Annotated in this window: 16 protein-coding genes; 8 read left to right on the top strand and 8 right to left on the bottom strand. The window is 68.4% G+C overall.

The window, feature by feature from the left end:
• The first annotated feature begins 191 nt into the window (after positions 1 to 191).
• The 4 genes from ACFFQA_RS17735 (at position 192) to ACFFQA_RS17720 (ending at position 3,061) form a co-directional block, all read left to right on the top strand.
• Entirely contained in the window at positions 192 to 506 is a 315-nt protein-coding gene (locus ACFFQA_RS17735) for a hypothetical protein (protein ID WP_377853125.1), read from the top strand.
• A 307-nt stretch (positions 507 to 813) separates the two neighbouring features.
• Complete coding sequence (locus tag ACFFQA_RS17730) at positions 814 to 2,154, top strand: CoA transferase (RefSeq protein ID WP_377853123.1); 1,341 nt, start codon at positions 814 to 816, stop codon at positions 2,152 to 2,154.
• A gap of 44 nt (positions 2,155 to 2,198) precedes the next feature.
• The gene (locus tag ACFFQA_RS17725; protein WP_377853121.1) at positions 2,199 to 2,561 is read left to right on the top strand and encodes a metalloregulator ArsR/SmtB family transcription factor; all 363 of its coding nucleotides are present in this window, start codon (positions 2,199 to 2,201) and stop codon (positions 2,559 to 2,561) included.
• Positions 2,558 to 3,061, top strand: a complete 504-nt coding sequence (locus ACFFQA_RS17720) for an SRPBCC family protein (protein ID WP_377853119.1) — start codon at positions 2,558 to 2,560, stop codon at positions 3,059 to 3,061. The genes ACFFQA_RS17725 and ACFFQA_RS17720 overlap by 4 nt, the downstream gene beginning before the upstream one ends.
• 272 nt (positions 3,062 to 3,333) lie before the next feature.
• On the opposite strand, the gene ACFFQA_RS17715 is transcribed toward ACFFQA_RS17720, so the two are convergent.
• Positions 3,334 to 3,753, bottom strand: a complete 420-nt coding sequence (locus tag ACFFQA_RS17715; RefSeq protein WP_377853118.1) for an SgcJ/EcaC family oxidoreductase — start codon at positions 3,751 to 3,753, stop codon at positions 3,334 to 3,336.
• 112 nt (positions 3,754 to 3,865) lie between these two features.
• On the opposite strand from ACFFQA_RS17715, the gene ACFFQA_RS17710 reads away from it, so the two are divergent.
• Entirely contained in the window at positions 3,866 to 4,507 is a 642-nt protein-coding gene (locus tag ACFFQA_RS17710) for a hypothetical protein (RefSeq protein WP_377853116.1), read from the top strand.
• Between the two features lie 279 nt (positions 4,508 to 4,786).
• Here ACFFQA_RS17710 and ACFFQA_RS17705 read toward each other — a convergent pair whose 3' ends face one another.
• On the bottom strand, positions 4,787 to 5,152 hold the full coding sequence (locus ACFFQA_RS17705; RefSeq protein ID WP_377853114.1) for a hypothetical protein: 366 nt from the start codon (positions 5,150 to 5,152) through the stop codon (positions 4,787 to 4,789).
• Between the two features lie 168 nt (positions 5,153 to 5,320).
• Between ACFFQA_RS17705 and ACFFQA_RS17700 the strand changes: the two genes are divergently transcribed.
• The 3 genes from ACFFQA_RS17700 to ACFFQA_RS17690 all read left to right on the top strand — a co-directional run bounded on the left by ACFFQA_RS17700 (position 5,321) and on the right by ACFFQA_RS17690 (position 8,419).
• On the top strand, positions 5,321 to 6,490 hold the full coding sequence (locus ACFFQA_RS17700) for a sensor histidine kinase (RefSeq protein WP_377853112.1): 1,170 nt from the start codon (positions 5,321 to 5,323) through the stop codon (positions 6,488 to 6,490).
• Positions 6,491 to 6,497: 7 nt separating this feature from the next.
• Positions 6,498 to 7,145, top strand: coding sequence for a response regulator transcription factor (locus ACFFQA_RS17695; protein ID WP_377853110.1), 648 nt, complete (start codon positions 6,498 to 6,500; stop codon positions 7,143 to 7,145).
• A 146-nt stretch (positions 7,146 to 7,291) separates the two neighbouring features.
• Positions 7,292 to 8,419, top strand: a complete 1,128-nt coding sequence (locus ACFFQA_RS17690; protein ID WP_377853108.1) for an HNH endonuclease signature motif containing protein — start codon at positions 7,292 to 7,294, stop codon at positions 8,417 to 8,419.
• Between the two features lie 281 nt (positions 8,420 to 8,700).
• Here the strand turns inward: ACFFQA_RS17690 and ACFFQA_RS17685 are convergent, their stop codons facing one another.
• From ACFFQA_RS17685 to ACFFQA_RS17660, 6 genes are all read right to left on the bottom strand, one after another.
• Positions 8,701 to 9,441 (bottom strand): ANTAR domain-containing protein, encoded by a 741-nt coding sequence (locus ACFFQA_RS17685; RefSeq protein WP_377853106.1) that lies wholly within the window; start codon positions 9,439 to 9,441, stop codon positions 8,701 to 8,703.
• Between the two features lie 164 nt (positions 9,442 to 9,605).
• Positions 9,606 to 10,577 (bottom strand): NAD(P)-dependent alcohol dehydrogenase, encoded by a 972-nt coding sequence (locus tag ACFFQA_RS17680; protein WP_377853104.1) that lies wholly within the window; start codon positions 10,575 to 10,577, stop codon positions 9,606 to 9,608.
• On the bottom strand, positions 10,574 to 10,813 hold the full coding sequence (locus tag ACFFQA_RS17675) for a helix-turn-helix transcriptional regulator (protein ID WP_377853103.1): 240 nt from the start codon (positions 10,811 to 10,813) through the stop codon (positions 10,574 to 10,576). Before ACFFQA_RS17675 ends, ACFFQA_RS17680 begins: the two co-directional genes overlap by 4 nt.
• Positions 10,807 to 11,232: a hypothetical protein gene (locus tag ACFFQA_RS17670; RefSeq protein ID WP_377853101.1), complete on the bottom strand. Its 426-nt coding sequence runs from the start codon at positions 11,230 to 11,232 to the stop codon at positions 10,807 to 10,809. The genes ACFFQA_RS17675 and ACFFQA_RS17670 overlap by 7 nt, the downstream gene beginning before the upstream one ends.
• Positions 11,233 to 11,321: 89 nt before the next feature.
• A complete protein-coding gene (locus ACFFQA_RS17665; RefSeq protein ID WP_377853100.1) occupies positions 11,322 to 12,083 on the bottom strand; it encodes an SDR family NAD(P)-dependent oxidoreductase in 762 nt (253 codons plus the stop codon).
• Positions 12,080 to 13,210 carry an MFS transporter gene (locus ACFFQA_RS17660; protein ID WP_377853098.1) on the bottom strand — a complete coding sequence of 377 codons (1,131 nt, stop codon included), beginning with the start codon at positions 13,208 to 13,210 and terminating at the stop codon, positions 12,080 to 12,082. The genes ACFFQA_RS17665 and ACFFQA_RS17660 overlap by 4 nt, the downstream gene beginning before the upstream one ends.
• Positions 13,211 to 13,301 lie beyond the last annotated feature (91 nt).

Genomic DNA, 13,301 nt, shown 5'->3' with positions numbered 1-13,301 from the left:
CGATCACGACGGGGGAAACCCGGCTCGTTTCGGTCACAGCCGGAAGCCCACGAGGCTCCCGCCCGGGTGAAAACCCTGGTCGCCAACGCACAAATGTCCACAATGGAGCAAAAGGGACCGCGAGCAGGGGCAGACGGGAAGGTTATCTGTAATCATGCGCCGTCCGTTTACCACCGAACTGAGGACGTGTCATGCGCAAGACCGCAAGGGTCCTGGCCGCGGCCCTGCTCACCGCCGGAGCCATGGGGGTCGCGGCGAGCCCCGCCTCCGCGGGCGAGAAGCGGTACGAGGGGACGACCGGCTGCTTCTCCTACTCCTACGTGCAGGGCAGCTGGTTCCAGGCGAGCACCACGGTGTACTTCCACAACAGGTGCGGGTCGGACAAGGAGTTCACGATCTACACCGGCAACGCCTGCAAGAACTTCACCACGTCGGTCAAGGGCGGTGACTACCGCAGCCACCGCGTCTGGAACTGCCTCGTCACCGATGTCTGGGGACAGAGCTGACAAAGACTCGGGCCGGTCACCCTCTCCGGAGCGGTGACCGGCCCGCATCCGGCCAGGGCACGACGAACGCACCAGAAGCAGCGGCGACCTCCGAAGCACTGTCCACTCAGGACCGTCCAGTCGAGGCCATCGACCCACCACCGCGGAATCGACAGCCCACCTGAACGTGGTCGTGGAGCACGTCGACGTCGAGCAGCCGGTCAGCGCACAACAGCTTCTCGAACGCCGGTCCTGCCCGGGAATGCGGCTACCTTCGTGACGAACTGCACAGCACCGTCGATGCCGCTCTCATGACAAAGATGGGGTCATGACAAGCGCGACGGCCGACGCCTGGGCCGCACTCGGGGGCCAACACGAACTGGTCGGCAAGGTGTCCTACCAAGGAGCACGAGGCGTTCTCCCGGCTCGCCTACCGGTGCGGGAACTCGCGCGCGCCACGGTCGGTGTGTGTTCGTTGGCGGCGGCGGAACTCCTGGCGCTGCGCAACAGCGCGCCGGTGCCCTCGGTACGGGTGCACGAGGGAGCGGTGGCGACGGCGTTCGTCAGCGAACGGCACCTCCAGATCGACGGCCGGACTCCGACATCCTTCGCGCCGCTGTCGGGATTCTGGCGCGCGGCAGACGGTTGGGTGCGCACACACGCCAACTATCCGCATCACCGCTCCCGCTTGCTGAGCGCGTTGGGCATTCCCGACACCGGCGACGACAATGCACTGAAGAAGCTGTTGTCGGACAAGATGGCTTCGCACGACGCCCAGTGGCTCCAGGAAACCGTCTACGCCGCTGGTGGCCTGACTGTCGCAGTCGGCTCGACACCGAGCGAGGTCACTCATCCGCTCGTCGAGACCCGCCTGCTCGGCGAGGGCGACGCCGAGGCGCTCCCACCATCCTCCTTGCCCGCCAACGGTGTTCGGGTTCTGGACCTGACCAGGGTGATCGCCGGACCGGTCGCGACGCGCACCCTCGCACTGCTCGGCGCGGACGTGCTGCGCGTGGACAGCCCGCAGCTCCCGGAGAGCGAGGACGCGCACGCCGACACCGGCATGGGCAAGCGCTCCACGGTGCTCGACCTCGCGGACTCAGTCGTGGTGGAGGCCCTGCTCAGCTCGGCCGACGTGGTGGTCACCGGGTATCGCCCCGGCGCGCTCGACCGCTTCGGGCTGTCCCCGGAAGCCTTGCGGGAACGGCATCCCGACCTGGTCGTCGCGCAGCTCGACGCGTGGGGACGGTCCGGCCCGCTGGCGGGGCGGCGCGGCTTCGACAGCCTTGTCCAGGCCGCCACCGGCATCGCGATGACCGAAGCCACAGCGGATGGCCATCCCGGCGTCCTGCCCGCGCAGGCACTGGACCACGGCACCGGCTACCTCCTTGCGGCGGCGGTGCTGCGAGCGCTCACCGAGCGGCACAGCTCCGGCGGCGGCCGCCACGTGCGGCTTTCCCTGGCGGGGACCGCGTCGTGGCTACAGCGCGGCATCCGGCCCGAGCCGCTGGACGGCGAGGACTACGAACCCCAGCCCTGGTTGACCCGGACCGCCTCGCCCTACGGGGAGCTCCGCCACGCCCTCCCGCCGGTGCGCTACGACGGCGCACCCCGGACGTGGGCCCGTCCGCCGTCGCGGTGGGGGACGGACCGCCCCGCCTGGCGCTGAACGAGCACTGGCCAAACGCGTAACCAGTAGGTTACGCTTTCGGCGTGGACGAGGTTGCCGGAGCGATCGCCGACCCCGTGCGGCGGGAGATCCTGACGCTGCTGCGGGAGACGCGGCTGTCCGCCGGCGAGATCGCCGAACGCTTCCCGATCAGCAGGCCCGCCGTGAGCCGCCACCTGCGGGTGCTGCGCGACAGCGGGCTGGTGCACGACGAGCTCGTTGGCAGGCAACGGTTCTACGTGCTCGATCCGGAGGCGCTGGTGGAGCTGGCGGAATGGCTCGCCCCGTTCCTCCAGCCCTCCGGCTGGGAGCAGCGCCTCGACGCGCTGGAGACCGAGGTGTACCGGACCCGCCGCGAGAACCGCGGGCGCCGAGCCCCGGACCGACGAGAGGAAGACACCGCATGAACCGCGTGCCGACCGGCCGGCTGTTTCGCACCGGCTCCGGAAGCGATCTCGAACTGAAGCGGACGTTCCGCGCCCCGATCGACGACGTGTGGGCCAGCGTCACCGAGCCCGAGCGCACGGCGCGCTGGTTCGGCCCCTGGGAAGGCGACGCGGCGCCCGGCCGAACGATCAAGGTGCGGATGGTGTTCGAGGAGCAGGAGCCGTGGAGCGACATGCTCATCGACGCCTGCGAAGCTCCGCGACGCCTTGCCGTGTCGACGAAGGACGACTCCGGCCACTGGCGAATGGAGCTGCTGCTGTCCGAAGAGGACGGTGTGACGACCCTGCGGCTGGTGCACCACCTCGAAACCGAGGACGGCATCGGCGAGCTCGGGGCAGGCTGGGAGTACTACCTCGACATGCTCGTCGCGGCCCGCGACGGTTCCCCCCAGCCGGCCTTCGACGACTACTACCCCGCGATGAAGCCCTACTTCGAAGGACTGCGCACCACGTCCGCCTAGCGCCCGCCCCCGTACCCCCCGTGCCCCCGTGGGCTGGCTGACGCGGCCAGGTTTTCGCGTTTTGTAGCCTTGTTGCGCGAAGGAGCGCTCTCATTTCGCGTTAAGCCTACAAAACGCGAAACGGGGGGCACGTGGGTGAGGGCACCGGGGGTTGGTGAGGTGGAGTGACCACTCGCAGGACACGACTAGGGCGTGTCCTCGGGGCACGCGTCCTCAAACGGGAGAAGCTGGGCGAACACCGCCGCGCCGGAGACAACGCCCAAACGCGACGGTCACGGCTCCCGCACCAGCGTGTTCTGGCCCGCGACCAGGCGCCACTGCCCACCCTCCTTGGCCATGACGTACAGCGGGCTGCCTTCGCTGTCGCCCGGCATCGGCTCGCCGTCGAGCGTCAGGTACCGCTGCCGCACCTTGACCGCGGCCACCTCGGGCCGGATGAACAGCACGTGCTCGACCTCGTACGTCGCCGTCGAGCCGGTCATCGCGCCGGGCAGCACCTGATGGGTGAACTCCGAGATCGCGTCGCGGCCGATGAGACGCCTGCCGTGGGCCGTCGTCCAGATCGCGTCCTCGCGGAAGAGGCTCACGAACTCGTCGGGCAGCTCGTTCTGCTGGGTGTGCTGGACGTCGGCGACCACCTTCTTGATGGCCTCGATCTCCGCCTCGCGCGTCCTACTGTCTGTCGTCTGCATGCCACCAGGATCCAACCTCAACTTGGCTTGAGGGCAAGGGCTCTGGTGACAGGAAAACGGGGCTCATCCATGCTACGCAGGACACGAGCACGCACATGTCCCAAGGAGCAGAGTGAACCCGGAACGGCCCCTCTCCGAAGAAGAGATCAGGCAGCGCGTGCGGGAGGCGATGCAACGCCAACGCGCGCAGCGGGAGGAGCCGAAACCCGAGCCCACGGGCATGCTGCTGCCCATCCTCCGCAGCGCGTCCTCGTCGGAGGAGATCCCCTTCCTGCCGCACACGCCCGTGGTCCCCGAGCAGCTGTTCGTCACCCTCGCCCACGTCGCCATGACTCCGCAGGGGACGATCGGTATGAACCACCTCACGCGGCACGAGCTCGGCGACCAAGACTTCGACGCGCTGCTGAGCGAGGCGACCGCCAACCTGATGCGGGGGATCACCGCGCAGTTCATGGGCTCCGACGAGACCCCGGACCGGATGGTCAGCCTGGAGCGCGAGGGCTACTTCGCCGCTTCGGCCGTGGTGGCGCCGGACTTCCACGAGTGGCTGTCGGGCCTCCTCGACGAGCGGAGGCTGCTCGTGGCGCTGCCCTGCCCGGACCAGATCTACGTGACCGGAGCCGACTCGCAGTGGGGGGACAAGTTCGCCGAGATGGTGCTGTCCTCGGAGTACGAGCCGAACCCGCTCACCCCGTGCCTGCTGCTGGCCGACGAGTCGGGCATCGAACTGGTCGTGGAGCAGCCGAGGGCGTGATCAGGAAAGCGGCGCTCGGGGTGGAGTTCGCGGGGTCGAACTGGGAGAAGTCGTGGTCCAAGCGCCGCACCCAGCTTCGGAGCGTGGTTCGCCACGCGCCACTGAGCTAGCAGCTGCGCGAATGGCCGACGGCTGCCGGATGTTCTCCGTCTGGACTTGCCGGAACCGGAGGGGCCCATCACGGCGGTGAGCTCCCGGGGGTGAAGTCCAAGGTGACCTCGCGCAGCGCGCGCACCTCGGCCGGATCGACGCCGCAGACCGCGGCGGTGGCCACGCCGCTCACTCCGGGTCCTGGTTGTTGGCGCGACAGGTGGCATTGCCCTTGTCGTCCACCTTCTTCTCACCAACCAGCTTGTCGTCGACGAAGACCTTGCAGACGGTGCCGGGCTTGCCCCCTTCGACCCAGAGGTCGTTGAAGCCGAAGCCGACACTGCGGCTCTTCGTCCACGGCAGCGTCGTGTTGCTCGCGGTCTCGACCTTGTCGTTGTCACCGGCGAAGCGGGACTTCACAGTCGCCTCACCGGGGCCCCGCACCTCGAACCGCACGTCCCAGCTCCTGCCGAACAGGCCGCAGCCGCTCAACGAGCTCGCGCTCACGGCGGACAACGCCAGCAGCAGGACCAGCCGGAAGGCTTTCGAGGACATGGGCAACTCCTTTGTGGACAGTTCGCTGTGGACGACATGATCGTGCTCGAACGCGGGCACCGCCTGATCGGCCGAACGGACACGTTCGCCCGTACGCGCTCAGCCAAAAGACACAAACCGGGGCGGAGCACCGCGCAGGCCGTCCAAGCCCGCAGTAGCGTCACCGGCGTGAGAGCGTCACCGTCCAGCCTCGTGCGCCGAGTCGACGGCCGCGTGCTCGCCGTCGTGGGCCTGTTCGGCTTCCTGCTGTTCGTGGACCTGAACATCTTCAACACCCGCCCCGTCGGCCTGATGCTCTCGGCGACGGCGGTCGTGATCACGTCACTCGCACTGCTGGGCACCTACCTCGGACACCGCGAACGCGGCGTGCCGATGACCGGTGTGGTGCTGCTGGTCTGCCTGATCTCGGTGGACGTCTCCAAGACGGTCGAGGACACCATCCTCCAGCGCAGTCCGGGACTCGCCGAGACCTTCGGTCTGCTTCTGTTGCTGTGCATGACGTTCAGGTACCTGCGTCGTTGGCAGATCGCGGTGTCCAGCCTCGCGCTGCTGGCCGCTGTCCTGTTCCTCGGGCGGCGGTTGCCGGACATCGGGTCGTGGCCGATCGTCGAGGAGCTGAGCACCTTTCTCGCGCTGCTGACCGTGCCCGCCGTGGTGTGCGGGCTCTACCTCCGCTCGGAGGACCGCAGGCGGGTCTCGGCCGAGCAACGGGTCCGCCAGGCCGAACGCCTCGACCTGGCACGGGACCTGCACGACCACGTCGCGCACTACGTCACGGCGATCATCGTGCAGGCCCAGGCGGGCGAGCAGGTCGTGGAGGGCGATCCGGCGACGGGCCGCGAGCTCTTCGCCAACATCGAGCGCACGGGTCAGGAGGGGCTGGTCGCGATGAGCCGCATGGTCCGCCTGCTGCGCTCGGCGGGCGAGGAACCGGAGGTGCCCGCGCAGCACACGCTGGACACCATCCGCGCCCTCGTCGCCCGCTTCTCCCGCCCGGAACAGCCGGTGCGGCTGCACGTCGGCGAGCAGGTGGACATCGACTCGTGGTCCCAGCAGCTCGGCAAGACCGTCGAGCGCCTGGTCCAGGAGGGCCTGACCAACGTCGGCAAGCACGCCCGTTCGGCGACCGGTGTGCTGGTCAACGTGGAGCAGGACGGCGATCGGCTGCTCGTGCGGGTCCGCGACGACGGGACCCGCGGCGGGCTGTCCCGGTTCCGGCCGAGCGGCTTCGGCATGATCGGCCTGTCCGAACGGGTCTCCGCGCTGGGCGGGGAGCTGACCAGCGGCCCGCTGCCCGACCGCGGCTGGGTCCTGACCGCGTCGATACCCACTGGATGAGGACACCATGAGCGCCACCGTCGTGATCGCCGACGACCAGGAGATGGTCCGAACCGGCTTCCAGCTCATCCTCGACGGCCAGGAGGGCATCACCGTCGTCGGCCAGGCGGCGGACGGCCTGCGAGCGGTCCAGCTGGTGCGCGAGCTCAAACCGGACGTGTGCCTGATGGACATCCGGATGCCCAAGGTGGACGGCCTGCAGGCGACCAAGCGGATCAAGAGCGACCCGGAGACGGCGAGGACCAACGTCGTGATCGTCACGACCTTCGACATGGACGAGTACGTCTACGGAGCGCTCCGCGCCGGGGCGAGCGGGTTCGTGGTGAAGAGCTCCGGCCCCCGCCTGCTGGCGGAAGCGGTGCGGGCCGCGGTGCACGGCGAGTCGCTGATCTCCCCGTCGGTGACGGTGCGGCTGCTGGAGCACCTGACGAAGTCGGCGGCGAAGAGCGTGGACGCCGGTGCGAGGCTGAGTCCGCAGGAGCTGAAGGTGACGACGCGGGTGGCGCGCGGCTGGACCAACAACGAGATCGCGGCGGACATGTTCCTCTCGCTGGGCACCGTCAAGAGCCACCTGAGCAACATCCAGGACAAGCTCGGCCTCAGGAACCGCGTGGAGATCGCCGCGTGGGCCTGGGAACACGGGATCGTCAGCTGACTGGGCGGCCCCTTTCCGTCTCCCGACGGTTCAGTCACCTCACCACACAGGTGCGCGCTTTCGCGTTCACCGACAGCGAAAGAATCAGCACACCATTTCACCCCATAGAGCCATGATCACCATTTTTCGGCACGTAGAATAGAAATATGACCCCCGACGAGACCCTCGATACCATCGAGGACGCCTACCGCGCGGTGAATCACGCGCACGCGGTCCTGGCGCGCTGTCTCGCCGATTTGGTGGTCAGCACGGATTTCGCCGAATACCCGTATCTCGGTGACGAGGTCGGGGCGTTGTTGTCGATTTCCTCGCGCAAGGCCAGCACGCTGATCTGTCACGCCGAGAACCTCGCCTCCCGCCCGGCCGTGCTCGCCGCCTTGGAGGAGGGCCGGATCGACCAGGGCAAGGCCCTGCTGATCGTCGATCAACTGGAGCCGCTCACGGCTGTGCAGGCGGAGATCGTGGAAGCGGTGTTGATCGAGTACGCCCGTACCCACCACTACAGCCGGATCCGGCAGCACGCCCAGCGCCTGATCGCGAAGGTGGATCCGGAGGCGGCGGCGCGGCGGCATGAGGAGAAGAAGCGGACCCGGCGGGTGGAGAAGCTGAATCTCGACGACGCGATGTGTGCGTTGCGGTTCCAGCTCACCGCCCTCCAAGGCGCCCTGGTCTGGGATCGGATCGACCGCATCGCCCGAGGCCTCGGCGAGGATGAGCGCACCATGGACCAACGTCGCGCCGATGTCGCCTTCGACCTGCTGATGGGCAAGGAGACCGGCGCACCCCAGGGTGAGGTCAAGGTCCTGGTCACCCTCCCCGCCACCACGCTGATGGGGATGGACCAGGAGCCGGGGATGCTCGCGGACTATGGCCCGATTCCCGCAGACGTGGCCCGTGACATCGCCGCGGGCGGCACCTGGAAGCGGATCCTCACCGACCCAGTCACCGGGGTAGCGGTGGATGTGGGGCGCACCAACTACCGCCCGTCAGCGGCCCTCGCGGACCTGGTCCGGGCGCGGGATGTCACGTGTGTGGCGATCGGCTGTCGCCAACCGGCGCACCGCTGCGATCTGGATCATTGCGAGCCGTTCGACGGGACGAACACCGTGGCGGATGATCTGGGTGCGAAATGCCGACGGCATCACGTGATGAAGCATCACACGCGGTGGAAACGAACCCAACTCCCGGGTGGTATCCATATTTGGACTACCCCGATGGGACGCACGTATGTCCGGGAACCGGAACCAATAGCGGATCCCACTCCACCGTTTTAAAACTTTAAAACCCGACCCCGGCTAGCCCGCCAGCGTATTAGGTGAGCGGGCTAGCGGTGGTGGATGCCCAAGGAAATGCGTGCCCGAGTCCGGGAGAATTATCCGAGGGCAACCCGACGAAGTCGGGGCGGCAGCCACAACCACGCCAACCACCGTGAAGGCCAGCGCCACCAGGCCGATCGGCAGGTTCACGTAGAAGACCCACCGCCACCCGTGCTCCTCTCCGGGCACTCCATCGGCGAAGTCGGGGCGGCAGCCACAACCACGCCAACCGGCGGCGGTCACTCGTGGAACCGGCCCTGCCGGGGACGGCCCCCGCTCGCCGTCGCCACGACACCGAGAGCGACCTCGGCGAGCTTGCGCTTGGTGCTCCGCGAGGTCGTGCGCAGAATCTCGAACGCCGCGTCCTTGTCGCAGCCTTCGCGCACCATGATCACGCCGATGGCCTGGTTGATCGCCGCCCGGCATTCCAGGGCGCGCCGCAGCTGGGCCGCCCGCCTGGTCTGCTCGGTGGTCTGGATCGCCGCGCCCAGCAGGACTCCGGTGTGCCGGGCGGTCATCCGCACGGTCTGCTGGGTCGGCGAGTCGAACAGGCCCGGCACCCGTGAGTACAGCGTCAACGCCCCGACCACCCTGTCATTCACGCTCAGCGGGTGCGCGTAGACGGTGCGCAACCCGTGCGCCAGCAGCTCTGCCGGGTACCGCCCCCACCGCCGCTCGGTGACCGTGTCGGCCATCAGGACCGGCTCCTCGACGCGCATGCACTCCTGGCCCGGCCCCTGCGCATCGCTGTGCCGGATCACCTTGGCCAGCTCCACTTCCACCTCCGAGCCGAGCGCCGTCATCGCCTTCCCGGCCCGCTCCAGCCGCACTCCGGCCATCGGGCATCGCGGCAGCAGCCTCGGCACGGTGTCGGTGATGCGCCGCAACGCCTCCTCGACGTCGTCAGCGGACAGCAGCGCTGTGGTCAGCTCCTGCAGGCCGATTGCCAGGTCATCGCACTGTGTTGGACTCGCCCGCATGCTTCCCCACCCCTCTCCTGTCCCGCCCGGGCAGCTCGACCCATCCCACGCTAGCCACTCCCGGCGGTCACGAACACAGTCGACCTTCCCGTCACAACAGGGGACAACGACCCATGACCCGCAACCATCCAGACACCTGTGTCCGCTGTGGCCTGGCAGTGGGACTACACCGTGACAACGACCTTGCCGCAGGTATGTCCTTTGTGGACGTATTGGATGGCTTCCCCGGCCTCGTGGAGCGGGTACGTCCGGTCGATGACCGGCGCGACCTCACCGCTCTCGATGATCTCCCGCAGGAGCTGGAAGTCCTCCGCGCGCTCCGTCGAGACCAGCCCTCGGAGCCGCTGGCTCACGAACGGCGCCAGCAGCAGCGCCCGAAGCACGCGATCGGTCCCGCCGAACCACCGCCCTCCCCCTTCGCCGCCGACGATCACCAGGGTTCCCTTGGGTGTCAGAGCACGCCGGAGATGCGAGAGCGAACGGTTGCCCGCGGTGTCGAGCACGAGGTCGAAGTGCCGCACCCCGTCCACGAAGTCCTCGCGGGTGTAGTCGATGACCTCGTCCGCGCCGAGCGACCTGACCAGCTCCAGCTTGCTCGTGCTGCACACGCCGGTGACATCAGCTCCGAACATCTTGGCCAGCTGCACCGCGAACGCACCGACACCTCCCGCCGCGCCGATGACCAGGACCTTGTGCCCTCGCTGGATCTGTCCGGCGTCACGAAGCCCCTGTAAGGCGCTCACAGCGGAGATGGGAACGGCCGCCGCCTGTTCGAAGGTGAGGTTCACCGGCTTCAGCGCCAACCGGTCCTCCCGGGCGCACACGTACTCGGCGAAGGAGCCCTCGCAGGTGCCGAACACCTCGTCGCCCGGCTTGAACCGGGTCACGTTCCTGCCGACCGCCTCGACGCTTCCGGCCACGTCCCTGCCCCGGACGCGCACCTTGGGCACGCGCACCCCGTAACCCATGACCCGGAGCGCGTACGGCAGACCCGTCATGAGGTGCCACACACCCGGATCGACACCGGCCGCGCGCACTCGCACGAGCACCTCGCCGTCACCCGGCACTGGCTTCGCGATGTCGTTGAGCCGCAACACATCTGTTGAGCCGTACCGGTCCTGAACGATCGCCTTCACGGCGCCTCCTCCGCGCTGTCCGGGTACTGGAACACGTCGTCGAGCGGAACCTTGAACACTCGGGCGATCTGGAACGCCACCTCAAGGGACGGCGAGTACCGGCCCTGCTCGATGGCGATGACGGTCTGACGCGTCACGCCGATGCGCCTGGCCAGGTCGGCCTGCGTCATCTCCCCGTGCGCGAACCGCAGTGCCCGGATCGAGTTGGTGACCCTGGTCGGCTTCGGCTTCACCATGTCTGGAAACCCTTGCGGTAGGCGAAGATCTTGGCGACGGAGCCGAGCACCGCCGACAGGACGAACGCCAGGTAGATCGCGTTGGCGATCCAGAAGTGGTCCAGCTCGGCCATGGCCATGACCAGCGCCGCCACCCCGCCGATCACGACGAAGGACTGGCCGACGTGCTCACCGAACCGGCCGATCTCCCGGTCGCGCTGATCCTTCCCCGCGTCCTCGGGCGCGGCGAGCGCGGCGGCGACGTGCAGCACGATCGACGCCACGATCGCGATGCCGACGGTCCACAGCAGCGCCGGCACGTAGGACACCTCGACGAGCGCGGCCTCGCCCGCCCCGCCAAGGATGATCACGAGATAGGCCGCGTACGCGGCGACCGCGACCACCGCCATGATCCACGCGCGCTTCTCCTCGATCGCCACGTCCGCTCCCCTGTAAAGAAAGTTTGACACGACCGAATGTAAAGCGAGGCGGACATCATGTCAAACTTTCTTGACTCTGCGCCGGTGGGTCAGGCCAGGTAGCCGCCGTCGATGTCCAGGACGGCACCGGTGATGAAGGACGCCCCCGGACCGGCGAGGAACACGATGCCCGCCGCGATCTCCTCCGGCCTGCCGAAGCGGCCCATCGCGTTCGCCGCGCGCTGGATGTCGGCGAACGGCGCGTCGGGAGGGTTCATGTCGGTGGCGACCGAACCGGGCTGGACCACGTTGACGGTGATCCCCCTCGGCGCCAGGTCCCTGGCCGCCCCCTTGCTGTAGCCGATGATCGCCGCTTTGGTCGACGCGTAGTCGGCGACGCCCGCGAACCCGGGACGTGTGGCCTGCATGGAACCGACCGTGATGATCCGTCCTCCGTCGCCGAGGATCGGGGCCGCCGCTCGGATTCCCGCGGTGACACCGACGACGTTGACAGCGAGCTGGCGGTCGAAAGCCGCCACGTCACCGCCGGCGTCGTCGACCTTGCCGCTGACGAAGCTCGCGGCGTTGTTGACCAGGACGTCGAGCCGCCCGAAGTCAGCCGCCACGGCATGCACCAGGTCGCGAACCTGCCGGGGGTCGGCCTGGTCGGCCCGATAGGCGGCCGCGCGCGCACCGGCACGGACCAGTTCGGCCACGACAGCTTCAGCCTTGCCGGAAGACGCGGCGTAGCTGATCGCCACCGCGGCTCCCTGCACCGCCAAGGCACGGGCGGTCGCGGCGCCGATGCCACGCGAACCGCCGGTCACCAGCGCGACTTTTCCCTTCAGCGCCTTGCCTGTTGCGCACTTCATGACAACACCGGCTGGCGGTCGCGCCGCATCGTGTGGATCGCGACTGCCAGACCGGCCACGGTCAGGAGCGCGCCGACGAGGTAGATCGACCGCAGGCCCGACCCGCCGTCGATGACCTGCCCGCCGAGCCAGCCCGCGAACGCCGCGGCGAGCTGAAAGCCGGAGGCGTTGACCGCGACCGCGAGCGTGGGCGCCGCACTGGCCGCCGTCATGACACGGGTCTGCATTCCGGGGACGATCGCGAAGGCCAGCAGCCCCAGGACAAAGGTCAGAACCGATGCGGAAACCTGGTTCCCACCGATGAGCCAGAACAGCGCCAGTTCGGCCGCCAACGCGGTGAGCAGCCCGGTCAGCGACGGCATCAACGCCTTGTCCGACAACCATCCCCCGAGGAAGTTCCCGGCGACCGCACCAGCGCCGTACACCAACAGCAGCACGGGAACCGCGCCAGGAGCGAACCCGCTGACATCGGTGAGCAGCGGGGCGATGTAGGTGAAGACCATCAGGACTCCGACATTGCCCAGCGCGGTCAGGGCGATCGCAAGCTGGACACCTCGATCGGCGAACACCCGCAGCTCCCCCAGCACCGGCCCGCTCGCGACGGCTGGCTGTGCCGGGACGAACCGCAGCACCATCAGCAGAGCCACGGCACTGAGCACGGCGACCGTCACGAAAGTCGCCCGCCAGCCGAGTTCGTGGCTGACGAAGGTGCCGATCGGCGTGCCGAGGATGATGCCGAGATTCATCCCCAGAGCCACTTTCGCCACGGCGGCGGCCTGCTTGCCCGGCTGCGCCATCGAGACGACGGTGGCGATCGCCACGGCGAAGAACGTGGCCACCACCAGCCCGGCGACGAACCGCGACACCAGCAGGACGGGGTAGTCCGGCGCCACCGCCGAACCCAGGTTCCCGGCGATGGACACGGCGACGAGACCGACGATGAGCCGCTTGCGAGCCTGCCGCGCGGTCAGCACGGTGACCACCGGGCCGCCGACGATCATGCCGAGCGCGTAGGCGGTCGCGAGCAGCCCGGCCGAGGGGACCGATACCGACAGGTCAGCTGCCACGTCCGGCAGGATTCCGGCGATCACGAACTCACCGGTGGTGAGACTGAAGACCACCAACATGAAGGAAAGTGCAGGCAGAGGCACCCGAGACACCCCAAATAGTTCTAGTTCGTATGATGCGAACTAGAACTATCACAGTTCGAAGCACAGC

It is taken from the genome of Allokutzneria oryzae (genome assembly GCF_042429765.1).
GTDB lineage: Bacteria > Actinomycetota > Actinomycetes > Mycobacteriales > Pseudonocardiaceae > Allokutzneria > Allokutzneria oryzae.
The sequence above is the reverse complement of the archived record's forward strand: the minus strand, read 5'-3'. Positions and strand labels throughout refer to the sequence as shown.